We start from the raw sequence: 23424 nt of genomic DNA, 5'->3' as shown, positions 1-23424 counted from the left end.
GAAGCGTAACGCAGCATCCGGACATTTTCCGGGCCCGCTGCTACGCTTCGTCCACCAGCCACTCCTCGTACGGCCTCTCCCGCATCCCCTGGTACCGGGGGGCCAGCTCCCGGATAAAGCGGGAGGGCTGAACGATCATGGAGCCCATGCCGCGCCGGTAGTCCGACACGGGGTAGCAGAGGTAGAGCTGGTCCTTCGCCCGGGTGGAGGCCACGTAGAAAAGCCGCCGCTCCTCCTCCACCCCGCCCTCGTCGTTCAGGGCCCGGGCCAGGGGAAGCATGCCCTCGGCGCACCAGATCAGGAACACGGAAGACCACTCGAGCCCCTTGGCCTGGTGGATGGTGCTCAGGGTCACCTTGTCCGCATCGGACGAAGCGGCCACGTCCTCCTTCTCCAGGTTCGTCAGGAGCGCCAGCTCGTTCAGGAAGTCCTCCAGCCGTTCGAATCCTCCGGAAAAGTTTGCCAGCTGCTGCAGGTCCTCTTCCCGGAAACTCGCCTCCGGGTACAGCTCGTACAGATGGTCCCGGTATCCCTCCTCCAGGACGAGGCCGATGAGGTCCGCAACCGTGGCGTCGCCGGCCTGCTCCCAGAGGCGCCGCATGACCTCCCGGAACCGCTTCAGCCCCGGCAGGGCCGTCCGGGTGGCCCCCTTGAGAAAGGCCTCCGAATCCAGCGAAGCCAGGGGCTCCGACTGGGACGAAACGAAGCGCCAGACTTTCTCCGCCGCGACTTTCCCGAGTCCGCCGTACAGCGGCAGGACGCGCTTCCAGGCCAGTTCGTCGCCCGGGTTGGCCAGGATCCGCAGGTACGCCGTCACGTCCTTGATATGGGCCTGCTCGAAGAACCGGATGCCCGAGCGGATCTCGAAGGGGATCCCCCGCCGGGTCATCTCCATCTGCAGCTCCATGGAGTGGTAATGAGCACGGTACAGGACGGCGATGTCCCGGAGCGGCACCGTGCTTTCCAGCTCGAGGATGCGCTGGACGACGAACTGGGCCTGCTGGAGCACCGACGACGCCGTCGCCAGGACGGGCTTCACCCCCTCCGTGCGGACGGCCCGCAGGGTCTTCTCGAACTGCTTCTCGTTGTTCCGGATGCTCAGGTTCGCCAGGTTCAGGATCTCCGGCGTGCTGCGGTAGTTCGTCTCCAGGCGGAACACCCGGCAGTCGGGGTAGCGCTCCGGGAAGCGGAGGATGTTGTGGAAGTCGGCCCCCCGGAAGGAATAGATGCTCTGCGAGTCGTCACCCACCACCATCAGGTTCCGGTGGCCCGAGGCCAGGAGATCCACCAGGTCCGCCTGGATGACGTTCGTGTCCTGGTACTCGTCCACCAGCACATGGAGGAAGCGTCCCCGGTACTCCTCGAGCGCCTCCGGGTGCTCCGCCAGGAGCTGCCGGACGTTGAGGAGGAGATCGTCGAAGTCCATGGCCTGGAGCTTCCGTTTGCGCTCGCGGTAGCGCCCGGCCACGGCGGCCATGTCGTCCGCCCGGGAGATGAAAAAAGGATGGCGACTGAAGACGACGTCCCCGACGGGGGTGTCGGTATTGGCGGAGAAGCTCAGGATGCTCTGGACGACCTCCGCCTTGGGAAACTTCTCGGAGCTTTTCTTCAGGTCCAGCTCGGCGATGCAGGCCTTTACGAGGGAGACCGCGTCCTCGGCGTCCAGGATGGAGAAGCTCCGCTCGTAGCCCAGGCGGTCGGCGTGGCGGCGGAGGATCCGGTGCGCCACGGAGTGGAACGTGCCCCCCCAGAAGCGCTCCAGTTCCAGCCCGAGAAGGGACCGGACCCGGGAGAGCATGGACCAGGCGGCCTTGTTCGTGAAGGTGGCCAGGAGGATCCGGTTGGGCGGCACGCCCGTTTCGATGAGACGGGCCACCCGGTAGGTCAGCGTCCGGGTCTTGCCGCTCCCGGCGCCTGCTATGACGAGCAGCGGACCGCTCTCTTCGAGGACGACCCCCCGCTGTTCTTCGTTGAGTTCCTTCCCGTAGTCGATTTTCCTGGACACCCGCGCCTCCCGCAAGCGGAGCCGTCCGGACGGACGCAGGACTTCCGCTTCTCTCTCCCTTCCCGGCGACTCGAATTCAGGCCTGGAGGGCCTTCTTGACGGCCTCCACGGTGTCCTTGCTGCTCAGGGACAAGAAGGTCTTCAGAAGCCCTTCCTTTTCGTAGAAGCCGATGAGGGGAGCCGTCTTGGAATTGTAGGTCTCCAGGCGGAAGGAGATGGCCTCCTCCGTCTCGTCGGCCCGCTGGATGGTGGGGCTTCCGCATTTCTTGCAGGAGCCGTCCGGGCCGGGGGGATTGCTCTTGACGTTGTAGATCTCCTGGCAGTCTGGATTCGAGCAGGTCCGCCGGGTGGTGAGGCGGTCCAGGATGACGTCCCGGGGCACATCCAGGTTCGCCACGAAGTCGAGGCGGATCTTCAGGTTCGCCAGCAGGGTCTTCAGGGCCTCAGCCTGCGGAATCGTGCGGGGGAAGCCGTCGAGGATGAATCCCCTGGCGCAGTCCGGATCCTGCAGGCGGACCTCCATGAGCTTCATGATGAGGCTGTCCGGAACCAGGTCGCCCCTATCCATGTAGCCCTTGGCCTCTTTTCCGAGGGGCGTCCCCTCCTTCACGGCGGCCCGCAGGATGTCTCCCGTGGAGATCTGCACGGAGCCGTCGAATTCCGTCAGCAGCTTGGCCACCGTTCCCTTGCCGGCCCCGGGGGCGCCCAGCAATATGATCCTCATAACACAACCTCCCGATATTTTATCATAATGTTGATTCCGCGAGATCCCGAAACAGGAGCCCCCTATAACGGATGAATGGAGGAACGGTCAAGCAAAATGGCAAGGACATCCATCCGCCCATGGGTTCCTGTCGGATGCCGGTTGGATGTCAGTCGGTTCTTGACAGCATCCGATACGCCCTCTATATAATCATGCACATCATGGAACGAAAACAGATTGGTCCAATTGAGTTCATCCCCGGCCTGAACGGGGGCAAGTATCCCTACTGCCACTCCCTTTTCATCGAGGAGGCGGGGATCATTATCGACCCGTCCTCCGACCGCGAAATTCTTCAGGATATCCACAAAAAGGGAAAGGTGAAGGAGGTCTGGCTCAGCCACTTCCACGAGGATCATTTCGGAGAGATCGACGTCTTCGAAGACCTGCCCATCTGGATTTCCGAGCGGGACGCCCCACCGATGAGCGGCATTTCCGTCTTTCTGGACTGGTATGGAATCGAGGGAATGGAGGAGAGGGATTACTGGAGGCGCTTCATGGAAGAGCAGTTCCGATACCGCCCCCGCCAGCCCTCGCGCTTTTTTCAGGACGGGGAGGTCATCGACCTCGGGTCGGAGCAGGTGGAAGTGATCGCCACGCCGGGCCATACACCGGGCAATCTTTCTTTCTTCTTCCGGAATTCGAAAATCCTCTTTATCGGCGATTACGACCTGACGCCGTTCGGCCCCTGGTATGGAGACCGCTACTCCAGCATCGAGCAGACCCTTGATTCCATTCGCCGGCTTCAGGGGATTTCCGCCAGGGTATGGCTGGCCAGCCATGAGGCGGGTATATTCAACAGTCCGCCGGGCCCCCTGTGGCATCGTTACGAAGAAGTGATCTTTGAACGGGAACGGAAGATCCTGGCGTTCCTGAAGCGTAAACGGACGTTCCAGGAAATCACGAACGCCTGGATCTGTTACGGCAAACCAAGAACCCCCAAGGCATTTTTCGACTTTGCCGAAAGCGCCCTGATCAGGAAGCATCTGGAGTATCTGCTGAAGCGGGGACTCATTCAACGTACAGGAATACATTACATACAGAGTTGAACACCGATTCATCAACCAGGGATAAGAAACGAATCCCGCGGATACTTCTTCTATCGTGCAGGATCTTCAATGTGTCAGCCATATGATATCCGTCAATGAAGCCCTCCACTGCATTCTGAATTCCATAACGCCTCTGGGCCTGGAGAGGGTCGGTATCCTCGATGCCCTGGGACGGGTCCTCGGAGAGGACGTGGCGGCCCCCCGCAACATCCCGCCGAAAGACAACTCCGCCATGGACGGCTACGCCCTGCGATGGCAGGATACGTTCGGCGCCTCCCCGAAAAAACCAGTCATCCTGAAGGTGATCGAGGACCTGCCGGCGGGGTCCGTTCCAAAGAAGAAGGTAGGCCCGGGACAGGCCACGCGGATTATGACCGGAGCCCCCCTGCCCGCAGGGGCCGACGCGGTGCTTCGCGTGGAGGACACGGAGAAAGACGGGAACAACGTCCGCATCCTGGTGCCTGTCCAGGAAGGTCAGGACATCCGCCGGGCTGGTGAAGACGTCCGGGAGGGCGAGACGGTCATTCGGCGGGGAGAGGTCATCCGCCCCGCCGAGATCGGCATGCTGGCCTCCCTGGGTCGCTCCTTCGTCTCCGTCTACCAACGGCCCCTTGTGGCCATCCTGGCGACGGGTGATGAACTGGCGGACATCGACGAGCCCGTAACGCCCTGGAAGATCATCTCCAGCAACAGTTACTCCTCGGCCGCCCAGGCAGCGGCCTGCGGCGCCGTTCCGTTGATGATCGGCATCGCCCGCGACACCCGGGAGGACCTCACAGCCAAGTTCCGCATGGCCCTCCGGGCCGACGTGATCCTGTCGTCGGGCGGCGTATCCATGGGGGACTACGACCTGGTGAAGGACATACTGCGAAGCGAGGGGAACCGGATCGAGTTCTGGCAGGTTGCCATGCGGCCGGGCAAGCCCCTGGCCTTCGGAGAGATGGAGGGCGTTCCCCTCTTCGGCCTCCCCGGCAACCCGGTTTCTTCCATGGTCTCCTTCGAGCAGTTCGTCCGGCCTTCCCTCCTGAAAATGGCGGGCCACCGGCACATCTTCCGCAAAACCGTCCAGGCCGTTACAATGGAGGACATCAAGAAAGGCAAGGGGGTAAGGACGTTCCTGAGGGCCCGCCTGGAGCGGGAAGACGCCCGCGTCGTCGTCCGGACGACCGGCGAGCAGGGGTCGGGGATCCTCAAATCGATGGTCCAGGCAAACGGCCTCGTCGTCGTTCCGGAAGACGTCACGCTGGTCAAGGCCGGCAGTGAAGTCACGGTTCAGGTCATCGACGACGGCTGGTGGGCGGTGGAGCGGCCGGAATATCTTTGAAAGCAGACTCGATTCTGCTATAAACCCGAACGCGCGGAAGTGCCAAGGTCACTGGTGGGCCTCCCGGACTTCAAATCCGGAGTGAGGGGCTAGACACCTCTCAGGTGGGTTCGATTCCCATGCACTTCCGCCATTTTTTCAATCATTTCAATCATCCGCTGTCTTTTTCCTGTCCCCGTTCTGTCCCCAGGCTTGACCACTCTCGTCGTTGTTGTGCGCTTTGCTTCCGCCTGGACAGCTGCATATTTCAGCAGGCTTTCCCGTCGTGCATGATCGGTGACCATTTGGAGCTCGTCCATCGATAGTCCCTTCTCATTGTTGTCTTATGAAAACAGGAGGAGTGTTTTTAGACCGGAGTGCACATCCGTTTCCTCCTCCATCTCACCTCAAGCCACGTGAGTTGCTGCATGTGCTGAATCATGCAGCCGCTCCATCTACCAGGTTCGGCATACCAGCATGCATTTCTTCCGGCACGGTCTGTCACCATCTGGTTTTCACCGATCACATGTCCCAATCTATACCCAAAAGTATAGAAAAATGAACCTTTTGGTATATTGTGACTTATCTCTAAACGGATATAGACTAAATATTAATTTGAAAAGAAGGGTTTGCGGTCGCATTGTCGATGAGGCGACGATGATCCATGCATCATGTGTCAGGTATCGTCTATCGTGTCCATACCCTCCTCCGAACGTGATGGCGAAAATACAATCTGGGAAAAAACCGTCCCCTATATACCCAGGCCCCGGATGGCACTCAGGCATCCCGCAACAACGCTACTGAGACAGATACCATATCAAACATCATGAAAAAGGATAATAGCACCCAAAAGCTTATCAGCCTCGTCGATATCGACGATCCAGAGACAATTTTTCATGAAGTCGAAATCATCCTGCACAGCATTGATCCTTCCTTTTCAATCAAGGAAATATCCCATGTGTTTCAAGACATCATAAGGCTCTTTGAGGGCAATTATCCAGGATTTCAGGCATGTAATACAGAATACCATGATTTGCGTCATACCATGGAAGTTTTTCTGGCAACGGCGCGACTCATTCATGGTGCTTTCGTTGACGGCAAATTGCTTTCAGAAAAGATGATCAACATCGACATCATCAGCGCGCTGATGCACGATACGGGTTATAATCAAACCCTTGATGACACAAGTGGCACCGGAGCAAAATATACGAATGATCATATCCTGAGAAGCATTGATTTTTGTAACCATTATTTCGCCGGCCATCCAAGCTTCGCGAACGAATGGAAATCATTTGGAGATATACTGCTGTGCACAGGATTCACCGAGCGAATCAACGAAATTCGTTTTCTTAATCAAGAGGTTGAAACAGCAGGTAAAATTCTGGGCACGGCTGACCTTCTCGGGCAGATGGCCGATCGTCTCTATCTCGAAAAACTCCTCTTTCTTTATTATGAATTTAAGGAAGCGGGCATTGCCGGTTATGAAAATGAATATGACCTGCTCTCTAAGACTCTGCAATTTTATCATGTTACACTGAATCGGATGGAATATGACCTTGGAAGCGTCTACAAGCATATGAAACTACACTTTCGGGTCAGGTGGGGCATCGACAGTGATTTGTACATAGAAAGCATCAACAACAACATAGAATACCTGAAGCAGGTTATCCGTCATGAAGAATACACATCCTTATTGAGAAGGGGAGGCATCGTGGAAAGAATCAAGATGCGCGGGCTGCAGGCTTAACAGCATTCAATTCCTTGACTTCCCTCGTGCTTGTGTGTTTCCAGATCTGTATAAGGCGGGCATGCACAAATGAAGAGGTTTTCCACCTGAGAAACAAATATTGCAGGTATCCGGGACTCAATGCGTTGTCGTAGCTGCGGATATTGCTGAAGAGGGACGTAAACTCAATCGTGATTGAATCGGCAACCGCGTTTTTCCCGACATGGCGGAAGAACCACGTCGCTCAATTGAACGTGAAATCTGTGCTACAATTCGAATGACTTAATATCCCTGATAAAAGAGTCCAGTTTGGTGTCATCCAGGACACCCATGAATCTGAATTTTACCCCCCGGCGGCGATATTGACCTTCTGTTTCCTGCTGGGGAATGTCGTAAGCCGTATCGTATTGAACCTTATCAACGAACACTACGTTATTCGCAAGAAGCTGCATAATCCCAGATTCTTCCAGCTTTTCCTTCGGTCCGTCATAAATGAAGGCCAATCCACCCTTGCTAATGTCCAGAATCCGTACCTTCCTTTCCCCGTTCTCGCCTGGGGCAATGATGACCATGGCTGTGCCTGTCACCGAGAACCGATTATGCACACGGCCCTTCCTGAATAACTTCCGGAGATTGTCCCACAAGCTCCCCATTGCGTTCCCCCCTTTGGCTGGTCTGCTGTAAAGGACAATTGAATCATCATCGTTTTTCTTCTTTATCATTCAACCGGCTGATTTGAAATCCCGAAAGCATGAACTGCCGTACCGAATTCCGGTCCTGGAAGTATGGCCATCCGTCTCCCATTGGATCTGGACAGCCCGTCTGTCCGGCAGTTGATGAATGGAGGAAAGGTCGACTGAAATGAAGCAATCCACAGTCCTGACACTCCGGTCCGCTTCAAACAGTAAATAACATCGGCAGCATCCCGCTTTCCCATTCCGGAGAAACCGTCCGACCGCCCTGTAATGGAAGTTGACTTTCGAGACCCCATCCCGTATCTTCAACCCACTGAAAAACGGAGATCTTTTCTGAATCAAAACAAAACGCCATCGTCCTCAATCCTCCAATCCATGACCGTTTCATCATAAAACGGGAAAACACCGAGGCATCTGCAGGCAGAGAGCCGTCACAGGATATTGCAACGTGGACAAGACGATTCGCGCGGTTCTGTTCGACCTGGATGACACTCTCCTCCTGAATGACATGAACCGCTTTGTAAAAGAGTATTTTGACCTGCTGACCCCCGGCATGGCTCATCTGGTCCCTCCGAAAAAGTTCATCAACGCGCTTTTCAAGGCAACGTATGCGATGACAAAGAATCAGAATCCCGCCGTTACGAATCAGCAGGTGTTCATCGATCACTTCTTCCCGAGCGTCGAGCGGACGGCGGAGGAGATGATGCCCCTCTTCGACGAATTCTACGCGTCCCGGTTCGGCAACCTGCGTCCGCTGACCAGTCCCAATCCCGCGGCCCGTCTGGCTGTCAGGACCGCGCTCGAAGCGGGATGCGAGGTGGTCGTTGCTACGAACCCGATCTTTCCGGAGACGGCCATGAGACAACGCATGGACTGGGCCGGTGTCTCCGATTTTCCCTTTCGGCTCGTGACGTCGTACGAAAACATGCACTCGACCAAGCCGAATCCGTTTTATTACAGGGAAATTCTGGAACTCATCGGCCGGCGCCCGGAGGAGTGCGTCATGGTGGGCGACAACTGGGTCAACGACATGGAGCCTGCCATGGAAGTCGGCCTCAACGTCTTCTGGGTCAATGGAACAGCCGGTTCGACGGAAGCCCCCGCTTCCCCGCCGCTGGGACCCCTGGCCGACTTCCGGGACTGGTTCCTTGGAGCGCTCGGATAACCGCCATCAGATTATCGTCCGGCCGGGTTCAGCCTGGAAAGGCCCCTCGCCGGGTCATGAAGGGAGGGACAGCATGCCCGGATCAAGCCAGCCACCCCATCTGCTATCGTGGACTTTCCATTCCCGGTTTTTCCCTTCCCTCCTGTACCGCCGTGTATTTCCCAAAGAAAAAACCGTTCAATCGCCCTTTGCCGGCCACGCCAAGATGGAACTGTCAATCCTACTGGCCGTCTCGCTCGTGGCCTCCATCACCGGGTATGCCGAGGCACTGCGAAAGGGTTCCATCCTCGGCTGGATCTTCGCCCTGGCGGGAACGGGCGGCGTCCTGTTTCTGTTTGTCCACGGCATCCGTTCTCAAGCGGGGATAAAACCGTCCTTTGACGACTTCCGCGTGGGCGTCTTTTTCTTTCTGGTCTTTCTCGGATTCACGGCGGGGCTGGGAACAGGACACACATACAAGACGGCTTACGGAACACGGTTGCTGTGCGGGCTGGTCGGCGCCCTGGCCGGTTACATCCTGGGCATCATGGGCGGGCTCTGGATCCAGCGTCTGGGGTGGTTGAGTGAAGTGCTGAATTTTCTGGCCGGAGTCGCGCTGATCGGGATGGTCATCGTCGATATCATCCTGCTGCTGTAGGACCTTCGCCGGCCCGGCCGGCCTGCGGAAAGGATGCTGGCATATGAAATCTACCGGTTTCAGGATGGGAACCGGACCCTTGATCCTCCTGCTCTTCGCCGCCGTGCTGGCGTGGGCAGTGCCGGAGGAGTCCGTCTCCGCCGATGCAAGGCCGGACATCTTCGTGCAGATGGGGCACTCGGGAAAAGTGAACGCCGTGGCCTTCAGCCCCGACGGCCGGTACGCCCTCTCGGGGGGCGAAGATTACGTCCTGAAGCTCTGGGAAGTGTCCAGCGGCATGGAGATCAGGACCTTCAAGGGGCACCGTGACTGGGTCACGTCCGTGGCCTTCAGCCCCGATGGAAAGTACGCCCTGTCCGGGAGCAGGGACAACACCTTGAGGCTCTGGGACGTGGCAAGCGGCGCGCCCCTCAGGACGTTCCGCGCCGACTGGGTCACCTTCGCCGCCTTCAGCCCCGACGGCAGGCACGCCCTGGCGGGAAGCGTGAACGGCACACTGACGCGCTGGGACATCGCCACCGGCGCGGAGATCGGGAAATTACAGGGATACTCGCGCGATGTCGTCGCCCTCAGTCCGGATCATCGATCCGTTCTGTCCATCGGTCTCAGCAACACGCTGACGCTCCGGGACGCGGACAGCGGCCGGGAGGTGAGAGTCTTCACGGGGCATTCCGACGAGGTGAGGTCCGCGGCGTTCAGCCCGGACGGCCGGTACATCCTGTCGGGTAGCATCGACAAAACGATGAGGCTCTGGGATGCATCCAGCGGCCGGCAGGTCAGGGTGTTCAAGGGGCACTCGGACTGGGTGCAGACCGTTGCGTTCAGCCCGGACGGCCGGCAATTCCTGTCCGGCAGCTTCGACAACACCCTGAAGCTCTGGGATGCCGACGGAAACGAGTTGAGAACGTTCAAGGGGCACTCCTTCCGGGTCCAATCCGCTGTCTTCAGCCCCGACGGCCGGCAGATCCTGTCGGGCGGCGCCGATTTTGCCGTGCTGCTCTGGAATGCGGCCGACGGCCGGCGATTGCAGGTGTTCATCGGATTTGCACGAGAGACGGCATGCACGGCCTTCAGCCCGGACGGAAGCCTTGCACTGTCGGGAGGCCCGGATCGCACCCTGAAGCTCTGGGATCTGGCCGCCGGCATTGAGATCAGGAAGTTCTCGGGACATTCCGGCCCTGTTACCGCCGCGACGTTCAGCCCCGACGGGCGGCTCGCCCTGTCGGGAAGCGAAGACACGACCATCCGGCTCTGGGACGTGAAGACGGGCCGTGAGATCCGGGTCCTCAAGGGGCACTCCAAGAGCGTCAACTCCGTTTTATTCAGCCCGGACGGGAAGCGGGCCCTTTCGACCGGCCTGGACGACACCCAGCGGCTCTGGGACGTGCAGACCGGCCGGGAAATCCGAACATTCAAGTTGAAAACCGGCTCCATGACCGTTCAGGCCTTCAGCCCGGACGGCCGGTTCGCCGTGTCGGCGGGAGATGACTACGTTCTGAAGCTCCGGGATCTGGCCTCCGGCGGGGAGCCTATCATCATGAAGGGACATTCGGATTTCGTGCATGCCGTGGCGTTCAGTCCCGACGGCCGGCACATCCTGTCCGGAGGGGGAGGCCTGGACAGGACCCTGAGGCTCTGGGACGCCAAAAGCGGCAAGGAGAACCGGACCTTCCGGGGGCACACGGACTGGGTCACGTCCGTGGCCTTCAGCCCCGACGGACGGCAGGTGCTTTCGGGAAGCGAGGACACCACCCTGCGGCTCTGGGATGCGGCGACCGGCTCCGAGATCAGGACGTTCCGGGGACACACGGGCAATGTCAATTCCGTGGCCTTCCATCCGGACGGCCGGCACATCCTTTCCGCGAGCGGTGTCGGAATACGGCCCATTTCCTACCACGGCAGCGGCGGGGACAGCACGATCCGCCTCTGGGACGTTTCCAGCGACAGGGAGATCGCCCAATTCATCAGCCTTGTCGACGACGACTGGATCGTCATCACCCCGGAGGGCCATTTCAAGGGATCCAGGTACGGCCCCGCGTTCCTCAACGTCAGGCAGGGCAACCGGGTGTTCGGCCTCGAACAGTTCTATGATGTCTTCTATCGGCCGGACATCGTGGAGGCGAAACTGAAGGGCGAGGATACGGCCGCGCTGAATGCGACGAATATCGAGGAAGCCCTCCGAAATCCTTCGCCTCAGGTCGCGTTCCTCACCGTACCGAAGGAAACCGCGGAGACAAACGTCACCATCGGCTACAGAATCACGGCTGCCGGCGGCGGAATCGGCGAGGTCCGCCTGTTCCACAACGGCAAGCTCATCCAGTCCGACGGTTTTTACCGGCAGGCAAAGGCGGCACCGGCAGGCAGTACGACCATTCTTGCCTACAACTCGCGGGCAATCCGGGAGGACCTGCGCAGCATCAACCTCGTCGCCAGGCAGGAAAACGGGCTGGGCCTCATAAGAACCGCGCCGAAAGGCGACGTCTACGAAGGAGCGATCACCGTGGACGCAATCCCGGGAGAGAACGACATCGGCCTCGCTGCCTTCAACCGGAGCAATTCCGTGCAGAGCATTCTGAAGACGGCCACCTTCCGGTCAACCCTCAGGCCGGATGACCCCCGCATCTACATCCTGGCCGTTGGGATCGACGAATTCAAATCCCGGGAGAGCAATCTCCGGTTTGCCGTCAAGGATGCGGAGAGTTTCGCCCAAAAAATTCAGGAGCAGTCCCGGACACAATACGGACGCGAGAACATCCGCGTTACCACGCTGACCAACGGCGATGCGACCAAGAGAAACATTCAGGACAGGATCCGCGAGCTGTCCCGGACCGTAAAACCCGGCGACGTCTTCGTGCTCTTCATGGCCAGCCACGGGGTCATCGAGTCGGGCCTCTACTCCATCGTCACCCATGACTACAACGGTACGCTCGACGGCGGCAGCCTCATCAACTCAAACGAGATCATGGAAATTTCGAAGAACATCAAGTCGCTGACACAGATTTACATTCTCGATACCTGCCATGCGGGCGGCCTCGACAGCTTTGTGAGTGGCCTTTACGACGCGCGAATGACGGTCATGGCGAGGAACATGGGCCTGCACATGTTCGCCTCGGCAAGCTCCACGCAGGGGGCGCTGGACGGCTACCGGGGCAGGAACGGGGTCTTCACGTACAGCCTTCTGGAGGGACTGGACAACCATCGGGCCGCCGACGCGGACGGGGACAGCCGGGTAAGCATCCGCGAACTGGGATCCTACGCCCGGGAGCATACGGCAAGATATTCGAAAGAGTCCGGCCACACGCAGACGCCGGTGATCAACCATTTCGGCAAGGACGTATCCGTCTACGTCGTGCGGCGGCCGTGACCCGGAGACGGTGGACGCCCTCGTCGTGCTCGGAGATCCCCCCACTGCATCCGGTTCGGAATCCCCGCCCGCGTGACTCCCGTCGCTCCAGCCTGCCATCCCTCCTTGACTTTTCTTTTCCCGGGCATTTACAGTCTTCCAGCCGACGGAAGCAAAACCATGAGAACGGCGGCGGCATGGAGCAGCGTCAACGGCAATATCCGGGACGCGAATCGCAGAGACCAGAGGGGGAACATCCTATGTCCGTGACCGTTCGGGACAGCGTGCTGTACCTCAGGAGCATGTTTCGCCGGCAGATCGATTATTCCCTGGAGAGGAGCTTCGCCGTCGGCATCAGTCAGGACATCAAGAGGGCTCCCGTAACATTCAGCAAAGAGTACATCAACGAGCGGTCCGAACGGGTGAGGAGACTCATCGATGCGGCAACGCCCATCCTGGAGAAATTCCACCCCATGCTCGAACTGTCGCGCTTCGTGGTGGCCATCGCCGACGAGAAGGCCGTCATCATCGCCGGCACGGGAAACGACCGGTGGTCCGAGAGCGGGATGCGCTGCGGCTTCAATATCGGAACAAGCTGCAGCGAGGAATACATCGGAACCAACGCGATCGGGACCTCTCTTGCCACCGGCCAGCCCATCTGCGTCATCGGAGAGGAGAATTACATCAAGCAGTGGCAGGACTCGGCCAATGCGGCAACGGTGATCCGGGACCCCTTCACGGGGGAAGTTGCCGGTGCCGTGTGCCTTACCTGCTTCATCAAGCATTTTCACATATTTGCACTGGGCATCGTGCAGTCCATCGCCGGCATGATCGAAGAAAGGCTGGGATACGCCCTGGAGCCGGCCGTTCGAACGAACTGGACGTCAAGGCCTTCCATCCCGTCCGCACCCCGGGCCGGCGCGAGAACCGCCGCGGGCGTTCGTTTTCCCGAAAAGGAAAAACCGTCCGCATGGGCCCGGATGCAGTGCGAGTTCATATTCGGCTCCGCCGGCATCGGCCGGCTCCTCGGGAAGGCCCGGAAGGCCGCGCAATACGATTCGACCAAGCTGATCATGGGGGAAAGCGGCGTGGGCAAGGAGGTCCTGGCAAGCTTCATTCACGAGAACAGCCCGCGGAGACACCACCCGTTCGTGGCCGTCAACTGTGCGGCCATCCCGCCCGATCTGACGGCAAGCGAACTCTTCGGCTATGAAGCGGGAGCCTTCACGGGAGCCAGACGGGGAGGAAGCCCGGGCCGGTTCGAACAGGCGGCGGGCGGGACCATCTATCTCGACGAAATCAGCGAAATGAGCATGAATCTTCAGGCCTATCTGCTGCGCGTCATCGAGGACAAGACGGTGATCCCCCTCGGCGGCGGCAGGCCGCAGCGGGTCGACGTCCAGATCATCGCCTCGACGAACCGGGACCTGAAGGAAATGGTGGAGCGAAAACGCTTCCGGGGCGACCTGTACCATCGCCTCAACGTGATATCCTTTCAAATCCCGCCCCTGCGGGAGCGCCGGGAAGACATCCCCCGGCTGGTGAGTCATTTCCTCCGGAAAATGAGCGACAGGCACGGGGGGGAACAGAAGGAGATGTCGAGCCGGGCCATGGAAGCGCTACTCTACTACCCCTGGCCCGGCAACGTGCGGGAACTGGAAAACGCGATCGAGACGGCCTGCATCTTCTCGGAAGGACGGGTGATCGAAGCCGGGGACCTCAAGGAAGACATCGCCGGCAGCCGCCACGCGGAATCGCCGGACGCCCGGGAGCTGCAACGCATCCGGGCCGCTCTCGGGACGTGCCGGTGGAACCTCTCCCTCGCTTCCCGTTCGTTGGGAATGGCCCGTTCGACACTGTACCGGAAGATGGCACGGTACGGCATTTCAAGGGAGACCGCATAACGGGCGAAGGGAGCCCGTTTTTCAGCCTCCCGCGCCCGCCGATTCCTCCAGGGCCTTCCGGTACCCGGAATACTCGGGATTGTCGATGGCCAGCTGCGCCATCGTCGTCTCGAACAGGTGCCGGAAAAGATCCCCGCCGCGGCAGTCCAGCTCGCCGTTCCGCAGGCGCCGGCACAATTCGTCATTCAGTTCCGGGATCCCACCGTCAACACCGAGCAGCGAGCGGAGCCGCCCCTGTTCCTCGCTTGCGAATCCGGGCCCCTGCTGGAGTTCCCTCCTTACCAGCGCCAGGACATTGATGGCGACCCGCGTGTGAAAGGCCCGGTGCGAATCGACGGCCTTTACGATCCTCTTTTCCAGGAATTCCTGAACGGCCTCCAGCAGCTCTAAAACGGTCGGTCGTGATGGAGCCATGTCACTTTCCCTCTCTCAGCAGACGCAGCAGATCGATCTCCGTTTCCGAGGTCCGCCGGCCGATGGCGGCCAGCTCCACGGAGCGCTTCATTCCCATCAGATGGGTGAAGGCCTGGACGATGCAGATGATTCCCCACTTCAGCGTTCCGAACACTTCCCAGAAATGGACCGCGGCGGGATCGACGGGAACGCCTCCCGCTCCCTCGTACCCGGCGAACAGGTCCTCCCGGCTGCCGAAGCCGCCGACGGGGTGGTCGATGTGGCCGAAGCGCCAGGAATTGACGCATATCCAGCCAAGGTCCTCCATGGGATCGCCGAGATGGGCGAGTTCCCAGTCGAGGACGGCCCGGACCCCCTCGGGACCGATAATGAAATTGCCGTTCCGGAAATCGCCGTGCACCAGGCGCAGGTCCCCCTGCTTCGGGATGTGGTCCTGAAGCCAGCGCAGGGCGTACTCGAAAACAGGGTGCTTGTCGCCGAAGGCGTCGTAGAACGTATACAGCTGCTTCAGCCCCGCCTCCGCCGGCTGCTTCTTCAGGGGTGGAAGCAGGCCGGTATCGACGGCGTGGATGCCGGCAAGGATCCTTCCGCACTGCCGGGCCATGATGTCCCGCGCCTCTGCGTATTCGTCGTCGCGCAGGATCTTCCGTGCGATGGTCTCGCCCGGGATGCGCTGCATGGCATAGCCGGGACCGATCCCGTCCTCGTCATCGAGAATGAAATGGACGGGAGGAACGGGAACGCCCGCTTTCTGCACGTTTGCCAGCACCTGCGCCTCCGTTCCCCGGTCCAGGCGGTTCTTGTCTTTCTTCCCTCCCGGGGGCGACAGCCTGAGGATCAGCTCGTGGCGATCCGCGCCGCAGAGGGCGTCGAAATGCCAGGTCTCCGCGGAAGCGCCGCCGGAGAGCGTCCTGAGATCTTCGATCACCACCGGTTTTCCGAGATGCCGCGACGCGGCGCGGGTGAGGCAGCCGGCGAGTTCTTCCTGCTTCATGTCATCCCTTCTCCTTTCCCGCCGGTTCGCCATGGATGATCTGGTCGAGGTATTCCGACATTCCGTACCCTACCCTGCCCCGGTACCGGTATTCGGTCATCCCCTCGGTGATGCGGGTCTCGAGCACGTCGCCCGCCTCGTTCTTTCTCCGGTTGCGAAGCGGGATGAGGGACAGGACCCGCCCCTCGATCTCATGCACGCCGTCGTCGGTCCCGGCCTTCACCTTGAGGGCGGTCTGATAGTAGTTTTCGTCCCACTCCGTCTGCAGTTCCACGTCCCGGAAGGGAACGTACCGGCCGTTCTCCAGCATGATCCCCATCATCTGGTGGTTTCCGTCTTCCCTGCCCATGATCATGAACATGAACCCGAGATCGGGGCCGAAATTCATCGGCAGCCACCGGTACCAGAAGATGTTCTGCCAGTACCGCGGACCCCAGGAGTGGTCCCGCAGTCCGAAGCCGTCGATCTTCCATTCCCGCTCCTGGACACGGATGGTTCCCGCGCCGCTCATGTGCTGTTCGTAATGCGCCTTCGCAAACGCCTCCTCCGGAGGCTCCTGGAAAGGGCTGCCGTCCTTGTTGACCATCTCGCCGCCGAAGACCGGTCCGACCGCCTGGAAGTCCAGGGCCACCGAACAGTCAACAATGGGGTTCTCCGCGAAGGCCTTCATCGGTTTCGCCATCTCATGCGGGTTCTTCAGGAGGCACACCGGTCCGCCGTAGGTGACCCGGATCCGCTTCAGCGGCTCCTGGACCTCGAATTTCAGCCCCGCCGCGTCGAGGGACTCGTTCGACGAGATGTTCGGACGGCTGAAGATGAATCCCACGCTTCCGTCGGGGATATACAGGCAGCAGGTGACCTCCGCGTTCCCCTCGTTCGGACGGTTTCCCACGCGGAACCATCCGCCCATGGCCCGGTTGAAGTCGAATATGTTGATGTACATGCTTTCATTGAAGTTCTTCGCATCATCAACGGGATGATTGTACTCGTCCTCCGGGGAAACCCGGAAGGACAGGGTGTCGAGCATATTCCTCATGAAACGGTGTCCTCCCTTTTCTTCATGTATTCGTCGCGCAGCATGAACCGCATCACCTTGCCGAGTTCGAACCGCCGCGGAAGCTGGTCGATGTACCAGATCGCCGATGGAGCCTTGTAGCTTGCCACCTGCTCCTTGCAGAAACCGATGAGCTCCTCCGCGGGAACCATCTCCGCCGTCTGCCCCGGTGCCAGGACGACGGCCGCGACGACGCGGGCTCCCCAGGCCGGGTCGGGAACGCCGAAGACGGCCGATTCCAGGATTTTGGGGTGCTGATTGAGCCGGCGCTCGACCTCGGCGGGGAAGATGTTCTCGCCGCCCCGGTTGATCATGTCCTTGGCCCGGTCGGCGAAATACACATACCCGTCTTCATCCATCCATCCGGCGTCGCCGGTGTGGAACCAGCCGTTCCGGTCGATCGTCCGCGCTGTCTCTTCCGCATTGCGCCAGTATCCGACGGTCACTTTCTCGCCCCGGGAGGCGATCTCGCCGACGACCCCGGGAGCAACCTCCTTGCCGAAAGGATCCAGAATCGTGCTCTCGATGCCGTAACGGAAAGGACGGCCGATGCTCTTCAGGCGGGCGATCTTCTTTTCAACTTCTTCGGGAGATCCCGTCAGATCGTGATCCTCGGGAAGCTTGGCGATGTTGATGCACACCTCCGTCGAGCCGAAGGCGTCCATGTAGCGGATGCCCGGAGGAAATTTCTTCAGGATGTCCTGGAGGAGGGCGGGGTCCATCGGCATCGCGCCATAGGGGACAAAACGCAGGCTGCTGAGATCGTACTTCCCGAAGGACGGATCGTGGAGGATGAAGAAGAACATGATCGGCACCAGGTAGCACAGGGAAACCTGCTCCCGCTCTACCGTCTGCATGAATCCTTCCGGCACAAAATCCGACGATACGACGATGGTGCAGCCGAATCTCATGCCCGCGTAGAGCGTCATGATGCCTGCGATGTGGTACACGGGAATGATCATCATGACGACATGATATCCCCGGTCCGGAAGCATGGTGCTCTCGATGAGGTTCCCCATCTCACCGTAGAAGTTCGTCATGATCTGCCGGTGCGTCGCCATGGAGCCCTTGGGGAGGCCTGTCGTGCCGCTGGTGAAGCAGATGGCCAGGATGTCGTCCAGGGTCATGTCCGGTGACTCGATTGCCTCTTCCGGCTCCCCGGCCAGCGCCGTCTCGTAATCGACCGCCCATTCGGGGGCATCTCCGTTGGTGCAGAGATAGTGCTTCACCCCCAGCTGATAGGTCAGGGTCGGCTCGAAAACGGCGGCATACCGGCTTTCCAGGATCAGCGCCTTGGCCCCTGATTCCGTCAGGATGAACAGCGCCTCGGGACTCTTCAGGCGGAAGTTCATGGGAACGCAGATCGCACCAAGCTTGAGGATCGCCAGGTACTGCTCCGGGTATTGCCAGCTGTTGTTCTGGAAGATGGCGACACGGTCGCCCTTGCCGACGCCGAGCCGGGCGAGATAATGCGCCAGCCGGTTCGCGCGTCGGTCGATCTCCCCATAGGTCTTCCGGACCGTGCCGTCCGCGGTGACGACGGCTGTCCGATCCGGATAGTCCCCGATGACCTGCGCCAGGTGTTCCAGCAGGTTTCTTTTCTCAAACGTGATCGGCACGTATTCGGACATGGTTCCTCCTTCCGTGAAATGGCGATGTTTTCCTTCTGCTCCGGGCGGTTCGCGGGCGCCTCAGATTCCCTCAAAGAACCGCCGCGGATTGGCGATCAGCATCGTCTCGATCTGCCCGCTGCTGACGGCGGCCTTCTTCAGTGCCGGGATGATGTCTTGGAAAATGTGGGTGATGTTGTAATTCGGCATGACGAGGCTCACGATTTCCGAAACTCCCGGCCGGCCAAGCCAGTAATTCACGTAGTCATTTGAAATCATGATTTTATCGGCCCAGCCGAGACCGAGAAGGCCGATGAGGCAGGCAACCCTGCGGGAATCCGGCGGCGCTCCACCGACGTTTTCCACGCCGAAACGGTCGAAGGCGATGAAAACGCCTTTTTCGAGGACCCGGAGGAGGTAGTCCATGTCCGTCGATCCGTCGATATGCCCGATCATGATCCGCTTCGGGTCGGCCCCTTCGGCGATGAGCAGATCGGCCTGCTCGGGTCCGAGCCTGCCCTCCTGTGTGTGCGTGATGATCGGGATGCCGTTCTCCTTCGAGACCCGGGCGGCCGCCCGGAAGAACATCGCCTCATAGTCCGTGATGGCCTCTTTGCCGGAGGCAACCTTGAAGACGGCGGGCCGGATGCCGGTGGTCCCGACGCCCTTCTCCACCTCCGTCTTGAACATCTCGTACACCTGCTCCATGCCCTGCCCGAACTGGCTGCGCAGCTTGAAATAGGGCGGCGCCCCCTCGCCCTCGAAGTAGTATCCGCTGGAGCAGAGAACGTTGAGGCCGCTCTTTTCCGAGATCTCCCGGAGCAGCTCCACATCCCTGCCGCACTCGTTCGGCGTGACGTCGACAACGGTTTTCACGCCCTGCTCCATGACCTTTTCAGCCATCTTCAAGCCGGCCTCCACGCAGGCTTGCCGGTCGAAGGGACCCAGGGTGACGTCGCCCTGCCAGCCGGGAAATCCGAACAGGAAGTGTTCGTGCATCAGGGTCATGCCCAGGTTCTCGGAAGAAATGACGCCGGAAACGGTGCTGATGTCCATGGCTGCCCTCCTGAAAAGGGTTGATGGGGATTTGAACTGCCGCGCTCTCCCCTGGAGCAACAGGCGTACCATGAACGGTCCCGCGGGCCAGCATGCTTCAACATCTTGTATTTTTTATTTTTACATGAATTCAACGGACGGCGGCTGCCTTCCCGGCGAGCCGGGTTGTCGCGCGGCCGTGAGACACTCTGTCCCATTGTGTTCGACGGGGATCCGTCGTGAGGAAAGGGGAAAATGTCTACTCTGGAAAGGGGGGAAGAAGATTCGCGCCGGTGAGCAAAAGCGGAGCCTCACAGCCTGATTGGAGAGGGACAGGAATTTTCCGGGGAAACAGGTACGTGATTCGATTCCTGCCTCACCGGGAGCAGGCGCCGTGAATCTTGCCAGGCATGATGCAGTTCATTTCCAGCCGGCAATGAGGCCAGAGTCGTTGGGAGCCTGGAAGGGCAGGCGGCGTATGTCCCGGAGGCCCGCGGCGGTGAGCATGTCCCGGATCTCCGAGTCCGAGTAGGAGCGCCCCTCGGGGGTCCCCAGTAGCATGTTGAGGGAAAACAGGGCCGGGTGCAGGGGCCCATCCTTCGTATCGTTCAGGATGAATTCGTGGACGACCAGAATGCCTCCCGGCTCCAGGGACGCCGCCGCCTTGGACACGATCTTCCGGCAGTCTTCCGGTCCTTCCCCGTGCAGGATGTGAGACAGCCAGGCGGCATCATACCCGTCCCCCAGAGCATCTTCCAGATAGTTCCCAGCCCGAAAGGCGATACGGTCCCCCATGCCGAAGCGGCGGATGGTCTTCCTTGCAAAGGGCCGGGTGGTCTTGAGGTCGAAGACGGTAGCCCGGAGCCCCTCGTAACGCCCACAGAAGTGAATCGCATAGGTTCCCGGTCCCCCGCCCAGGTCCAGGAGATGCTTCCGTCCCGTCAGGTCGACTTCGCTTACGATCATGGGCGCCAGGCGGCTGGCCAGGTTGAACATCCCCATGAGAAAGCTTTCCCGGACCTCCCGGTTCCGGAACGTCGAGCGCTTCCGGATCGGCCTGCCTCCCCGCACGGCTGCAGGCATTCTGGCCCAGGACTCCATCAGGTGATGATGGTGGAGGATCATGTACCCGATATACTCCTTCGACTCCTCCACAAGATACGTCCAGGACTCGTCGGTGTTCCGGTACCGGTCGCCGTCGCGCGCCAGGAGCCCCATGGCGGTGAGGGCGTTCAGGAGTGCCGCGGTTCCGCGCAGGCTGGACGCAGTCCTTTGCGCCACGTCCTCCGCGGTCAGCTGACTCCTGCCGAGGGCGGTGAAGATACCCAGTTTCACCCCCGCATGGAGCGCGCAGGTCTGCCAGTAGGAGCCGGACACCTCCAGGAGGCGTCCGGCTGTCCAGTTTTCCCTCATTATTCCTTTGCCTTGGGTTTCTTTTCCTTGGCGGCGCCTTCCTTCTTCTCCGCTTTTTCCTCTTTCTTCTTCTTACTCTTGGAGACTTTCTCCTCCGCCGCGGGTGGTGGGGCCTCTTCCTTTGTCTTCCCCAGCTTGGCCTCCTCCAGTTTCCTGGCCTTCGTCTCCTTCTTGTCGGTGGTCTTCTTGTCCTTGGCGTCAATGGCGGCCAGACGCCCGTCGGCCTCCCGGACTTTCGCTTTCAGGGCCCGCACAACGGCGTCCCGGGCCGCGGCGACGCCTTCAATTCCCTTGGCAGCCAGTTCGGCCAGTCGCTGATCCAGTTTCTTCTGCCAGATTTCCTTCTGGCTCTGGCGGATCCCCTTTGCTTTCGAAGCCATGAAACATTACCTCCCAGTTGAATTTTCTTCGATTTGATCCGAGGCGCGAGCGCCGCGGAGGCATGACTGATCTTTCTCGGGGAACGGAAACACGCTCCGTTTCAGGAAATCGAGCACATCCCCGAACGTCTCGAAAGACACGCAGGAACGGTGCCTCTTCCCGCAGACTTCGAGAAGGACCCCTTTGGCAAACACGAGGTCCGCTTCGGCGGAGGGACAGACGTCCGACTGGCCGTTCCCGATGTAGACGATGCGATCATAGCGGTCCCGCCGGGAACGGAGGATCCCCCGCTTGCAGGTCCCGCATCGCCCGCAGTCCTCGCTGGCCCAAGGAAAGTCGATGGACGGGGGCAATCCGTCCCGGAAGACCGTCCTATTTGCATGAACGGGAATATCCTCCAGGCCGTGCCCCCGGAGGACCGCGTCGATGTAAAAATCCAGACCGTCGGAAACGATGATCAGGTCCAGGCTCTTCTCCCGGCAGAATCGCCGGAAGGCGGGAAAGTGTCCGTCCAGCTCCGCCTCCCCGAGAACGAAGGCGAGCATCTGTTCCCGGTCTCCCTCCAGGATGGCCGCCACCTTCGCGTATGCCTCCCGGGAGCCGATCTCGCCCCGGCAGTAGGCCTCGTCGATGGCCTGCCAGCCCTGGCCGGTGAATCGGTTGAAGAGCCCGTTCCCGACATCCGTCCGGGAAATGGTGCCGTCAAAGTCGCAGATGACGAGGACCTTCCCGTCCCCGGGGGCTCCCCTCATGGATTCTGATCGTCTTTCTTTTTCTTCTTCCGGATCATGCTCACACCGAGGGCGATGAGGATGAGGGGCAGGATGTACTGGCCCAGGACCTCCAGGTCGACGTTCAGCGTCTTCGTCAGGAGGAACACGAGCCCGACGGCCATTAAAATCCAGCCGCCCAGATCCTTCACCCGCTGGAAAAGTGTCGCCGCGGCGACGACGATCAGGAGAACCGGCCAGCTGTCTCCAAAGCCCCACAGGCCCGTGTTGTGCAGAAAGATCAGCACGCCGAGGGCGATGAGGATGATGCCTCCTGTCAGGATATGTCGTTTTTCTCTCGCTTCCAAGAGATCCCTTTCTCCTTTCCGATGTCGGGGACGGCTCCCGTCATTCCTTCCCCCCCACCGTCTCTTTGCGGGAAGGGGCGGAAAGGCGGATGCAACGCGTCCGGCAACCGCTCTCGGCTACTTCAGAAACGGTTTGAACAGATCGATGGGAATGGGGAACACCGTCGTAGAGTTGTTCTCCGACGCGATCTGGTTCAGGGTCTGCAGATAGCGAAGCTGGAGCGACATCGGCTGGGTCTCCATGAGGGCCGCCGCTTCGATGAGCTTCTGGGCCGCCTGGAACTCGCCCTCGGCGCTGATGACCTTGGCCCGCCGCTCCCGCTCGGCCTCAGCCTGCTTGGCCATGGCCCGTTTCATCTCTTCCGGCAGGTCGATGTGCTTGACCTCCACCAGGGTGACCTTGATCCCCCAGGGATCGGTGCTCCGGTCCAGGATCTCCTGGAGATGGACGTTGATTTTCTCCCGCTCCGAAAGGATCTCGTCGAGCTCCGCCTGGCCGCAGACGCTTCGCAGGGTCGTCTGGGCGAGCTGGGAGGTGGCGTACAGGAAGTTCTCCACCTCCGTCACGGCCGACGTAGCGTCGACGACCCGGAAATAGACCACCGCGTTTACTTTGATGGAGACGTTGTCGCGGGTGATCACGTCCTGGGGCGGCACGTCCATGGTGATGGTCCGCATGTCCACCTTCACCATCCGGTCGATCACGGGAATCAGGATGATGAGGCCCGGCCCCTTCTGGTCGATGATCCGCCCGAGGCGGAAGACGACGGCCCGCTCGTACTCGTTGAGAACCCGCAGGGCCGACGCAAGAAACATGATAACGAGAATGACGACGGTTGTAATGACGGTCAGAGACAT

Annotated in this window: 21 protein-coding genes and 1 tRNA gene; 8 read left to right on the top strand and 14 right to left on the bottom strand. The window is 60.2% G+C overall.

The features are described from left to right. Nucleotides 1–40: 40 nt before the first annotated feature. Nucleotides 41–2005, bottom strand: a complete 1965-nt coding sequence (locus PLO63_05465; GenBank protein HOI73579.1) for an ATP-dependent helicase — start codon at nt 2003–2005, stop codon at nt 41–43. Between the two features lie 76 nt (nt 2006–2081). After that, complete coding sequence (locus PLO63_05460) at nt 2082–2729, bottom strand: adenylate kinase (GenBank protein HOI73578.1); 648 nt, start codon at nt 2727–2729, stop codon at nt 2082–2084. A gap of 200 nt (nt 2730–2929) precedes the next feature. Between PLO63_05460 and PLO63_05455 the strand changes: the two genes are divergently transcribed. The 3 genes from PLO63_05455 to PLO63_05445 all read left to right on the top strand — a co-directional run bounded on the left by PLO63_05455 (nt 2930) and on the right by PLO63_05445 (nt 5271). Next, nucleotides 2930–3814 (top strand): MBL fold metallo-hydrolase, encoded by an 885-nt coding sequence (locus tag PLO63_05455; GenBank protein HOI73577.1) that lies wholly within the window; start codon nt 2930–2932, stop codon nt 3812–3814. Between the two features lie 82 nt (nt 3815–3896). Further along, a complete protein-coding gene (locus PLO63_05450; protein HOI73576.1) occupies nt 3897–5138 on the top strand; it encodes a molybdopterin molybdotransferase MoeA in 1242 nt (413 codons plus the stop codon). A gap of 35 nt (nt 5139–5173) precedes the next feature. Next, nucleotides 5174–5271, top strand: a tRNA-Sec gene (locus PLO63_05445). Here PLO63_05445 and PLO63_05440 read toward each other — a convergent pair. Beyond that, the gene (locus PLO63_05440; GenBank protein ID HOI73575.1) at nt 5228–5437 is read right to left on the bottom strand and encodes a hypothetical protein; all 210 of its coding nucleotides are present in this window, start codon (nt 5435–5437) and stop codon (nt 5228–5230) included. The two genes, PLO63_05445 and PLO63_05440, sit on opposite strands and share 44 nt — an antisense overlap. A 506-nt stretch (nt 5438–5943) precedes the next feature. On the opposite strand from PLO63_05440, the gene PLO63_05435 reads away from it, so the two are divergent. Then, nucleotides 5944–6864, top strand: a complete 921-nt coding sequence (locus tag PLO63_05435; protein ID HOI73574.1) for a hypothetical protein — start codon at nt 5944–5946, stop codon at nt 6862–6864. 245 nt (nt 6865–7109) lie between these two features. Here the strand turns inward: PLO63_05435 and PLO63_05430 are convergent, their stop codons facing one another. Beyond that, the gene (locus PLO63_05430) at nt 7110–7565 is read right to left on the bottom strand and encodes a PilZ domain-containing protein (GenBank protein ID HOI73573.1); all 456 of its coding nucleotides are present in this window, start codon (nt 7563–7565) and stop codon (nt 7110–7112) included. Nucleotides 7566–7986: 421 nt separating this feature from the next. On the opposite strand from PLO63_05430, the gene PLO63_05425 reads away from it, so the two are divergent. The 4 genes from PLO63_05425 (at nt 7987) to PLO63_05410 (ending at nt 14587) form a co-directional block, all read left to right on the top strand. Further along, a complete protein-coding gene (locus tag PLO63_05425; GenBank protein HOI73572.1) occupies nt 7987–8703 on the top strand; it encodes an HAD family hydrolase in 717 nt (238 codons plus the stop codon). Between the two features lie 205 nt (nt 8704–8908). Beyond that, the gene (locus PLO63_05420; GenBank protein ID HOI73571.1) at nt 8909–9340 is read left to right on the top strand and encodes a hypothetical protein; all 432 of its coding nucleotides are present in this window, start codon (nt 8909–8911) and stop codon (nt 9338–9340) included. Between the two features lie 43 nt (nt 9341–9383). Further along, nucleotides 9384–12704 (top strand): caspase family protein, encoded by a 3321-nt coding sequence (locus PLO63_05415; GenBank protein HOI73570.1) that lies wholly within the window; start codon nt 9384–9386, stop codon nt 12702–12704. Nucleotides 12705–12943: 239 nt separating this feature from the next. Next, the gene (locus tag PLO63_05410; protein HOI73569.1) at nt 12944–14587 is read left to right on the top strand and encodes a sigma-54-dependent Fis family transcriptional regulator; all 1644 of its coding nucleotides are present in this window, start codon (nt 12944–12946) and stop codon (nt 14585–14587) included. Nucleotides 14588–14608: 21 nt separating this feature from the next. Here PLO63_05410 and PLO63_05405 read toward each other — a convergent pair whose 3' ends face one another. From PLO63_05405 to PLO63_05360, 10 genes are all read right to left on the bottom strand, one after another. Then, nucleotides 14609–15001, bottom strand: a complete 393-nt coding sequence (locus tag PLO63_05405; protein HOI73568.1) for a DUF6285 domain-containing protein — start codon at nt 14999–15001, stop codon at nt 14609–14611. A 1-nt stretch (nt 15002) separates the two neighbouring features. Beyond that, on the bottom strand, nt 15003–15995 hold the full coding sequence (locus tag PLO63_05400; protein ID HOI73567.1) for a phosphotransferase family protein: 993 nt from the start codon (nt 15993–15995) through the stop codon (nt 15003–15005). Nucleotide 15996: 1 nt separating this feature from the next. Next, entirely contained in the window at nt 15997–17031 is a 1035-nt protein-coding gene (locus PLO63_05395) for a hypothetical protein (protein ID HOI73566.1), read from the bottom strand. Continuing rightward, complete coding sequence (locus PLO63_05390) at nt 17028–18680, bottom strand: class I adenylate-forming enzyme family protein (protein HOI73565.1); 1653 nt, start codon at nt 18678–18680, stop codon at nt 17028–17030. Before PLO63_05390 ends, PLO63_05395 begins: the two co-directional genes overlap by 4 nt. 60 nt (nt 18681–18740) lie before the next feature. Then, on the bottom strand, nt 18741–19715 hold the full coding sequence (locus PLO63_05385) for a phosphotriesterase-related protein (protein ID HOI73564.1): 975 nt from the start codon (nt 19713–19715) through the stop codon (nt 18741–18743). 399 nt (nt 19716–20114) lie between these two features. Then, entirely contained in the window at nt 20115–21107 is a 993-nt protein-coding gene (locus PLO63_05380) for a methyltransferase (GenBank protein ID HOI73563.1), read from the bottom strand. Next, complete coding sequence (locus PLO63_05375) at nt 21107–21487, bottom strand: hypothetical protein (GenBank protein ID HOI73562.1); 381 nt, start codon at nt 21485–21487, stop codon at nt 21107–21109. The genes PLO63_05380 and PLO63_05375 overlap by 1 nt, the downstream gene beginning before the upstream one ends. A gap of 6 nt (nt 21488–21493) precedes the next feature. Continuing rightward, a complete protein-coding gene (locus PLO63_05370) occupies nt 21494–22240 on the bottom strand; it encodes an MtnX-like HAD-IB family phosphatase (protein ID HOI73561.1) in 747 nt (248 codons plus the stop codon). After that, nucleotides 22237–22566, bottom strand: coding sequence for a DUF5668 domain-containing protein (locus PLO63_05365; GenBank protein HOI73560.1), 330 nt, complete (start codon nt 22564–22566; stop codon nt 22237–22239). The genes PLO63_05370 and PLO63_05365 overlap by 4 nt, the downstream gene beginning before the upstream one ends. A gap of 117 nt (nt 22567–22683) precedes the next feature. Beyond that, on the bottom strand, nt 22684–23424 hold the full coding sequence (locus tag PLO63_05360; GenBank protein HOI73559.1) for a slipin family protein: 741 nt from the start codon (nt 23422–23424) through the stop codon (nt 22684–22686).

The organism is Syntrophales bacterium (assembly GCA_035363115.1).
GTDB lineage: Bacteria > Desulfobacterota > Syntrophia > Syntrophales > PHBD01 > PHBD01.
Note: the sequence above shows the minus strand (reverse complement) of the source record. Positions and strands in the feature narration are given on the sequence as shown.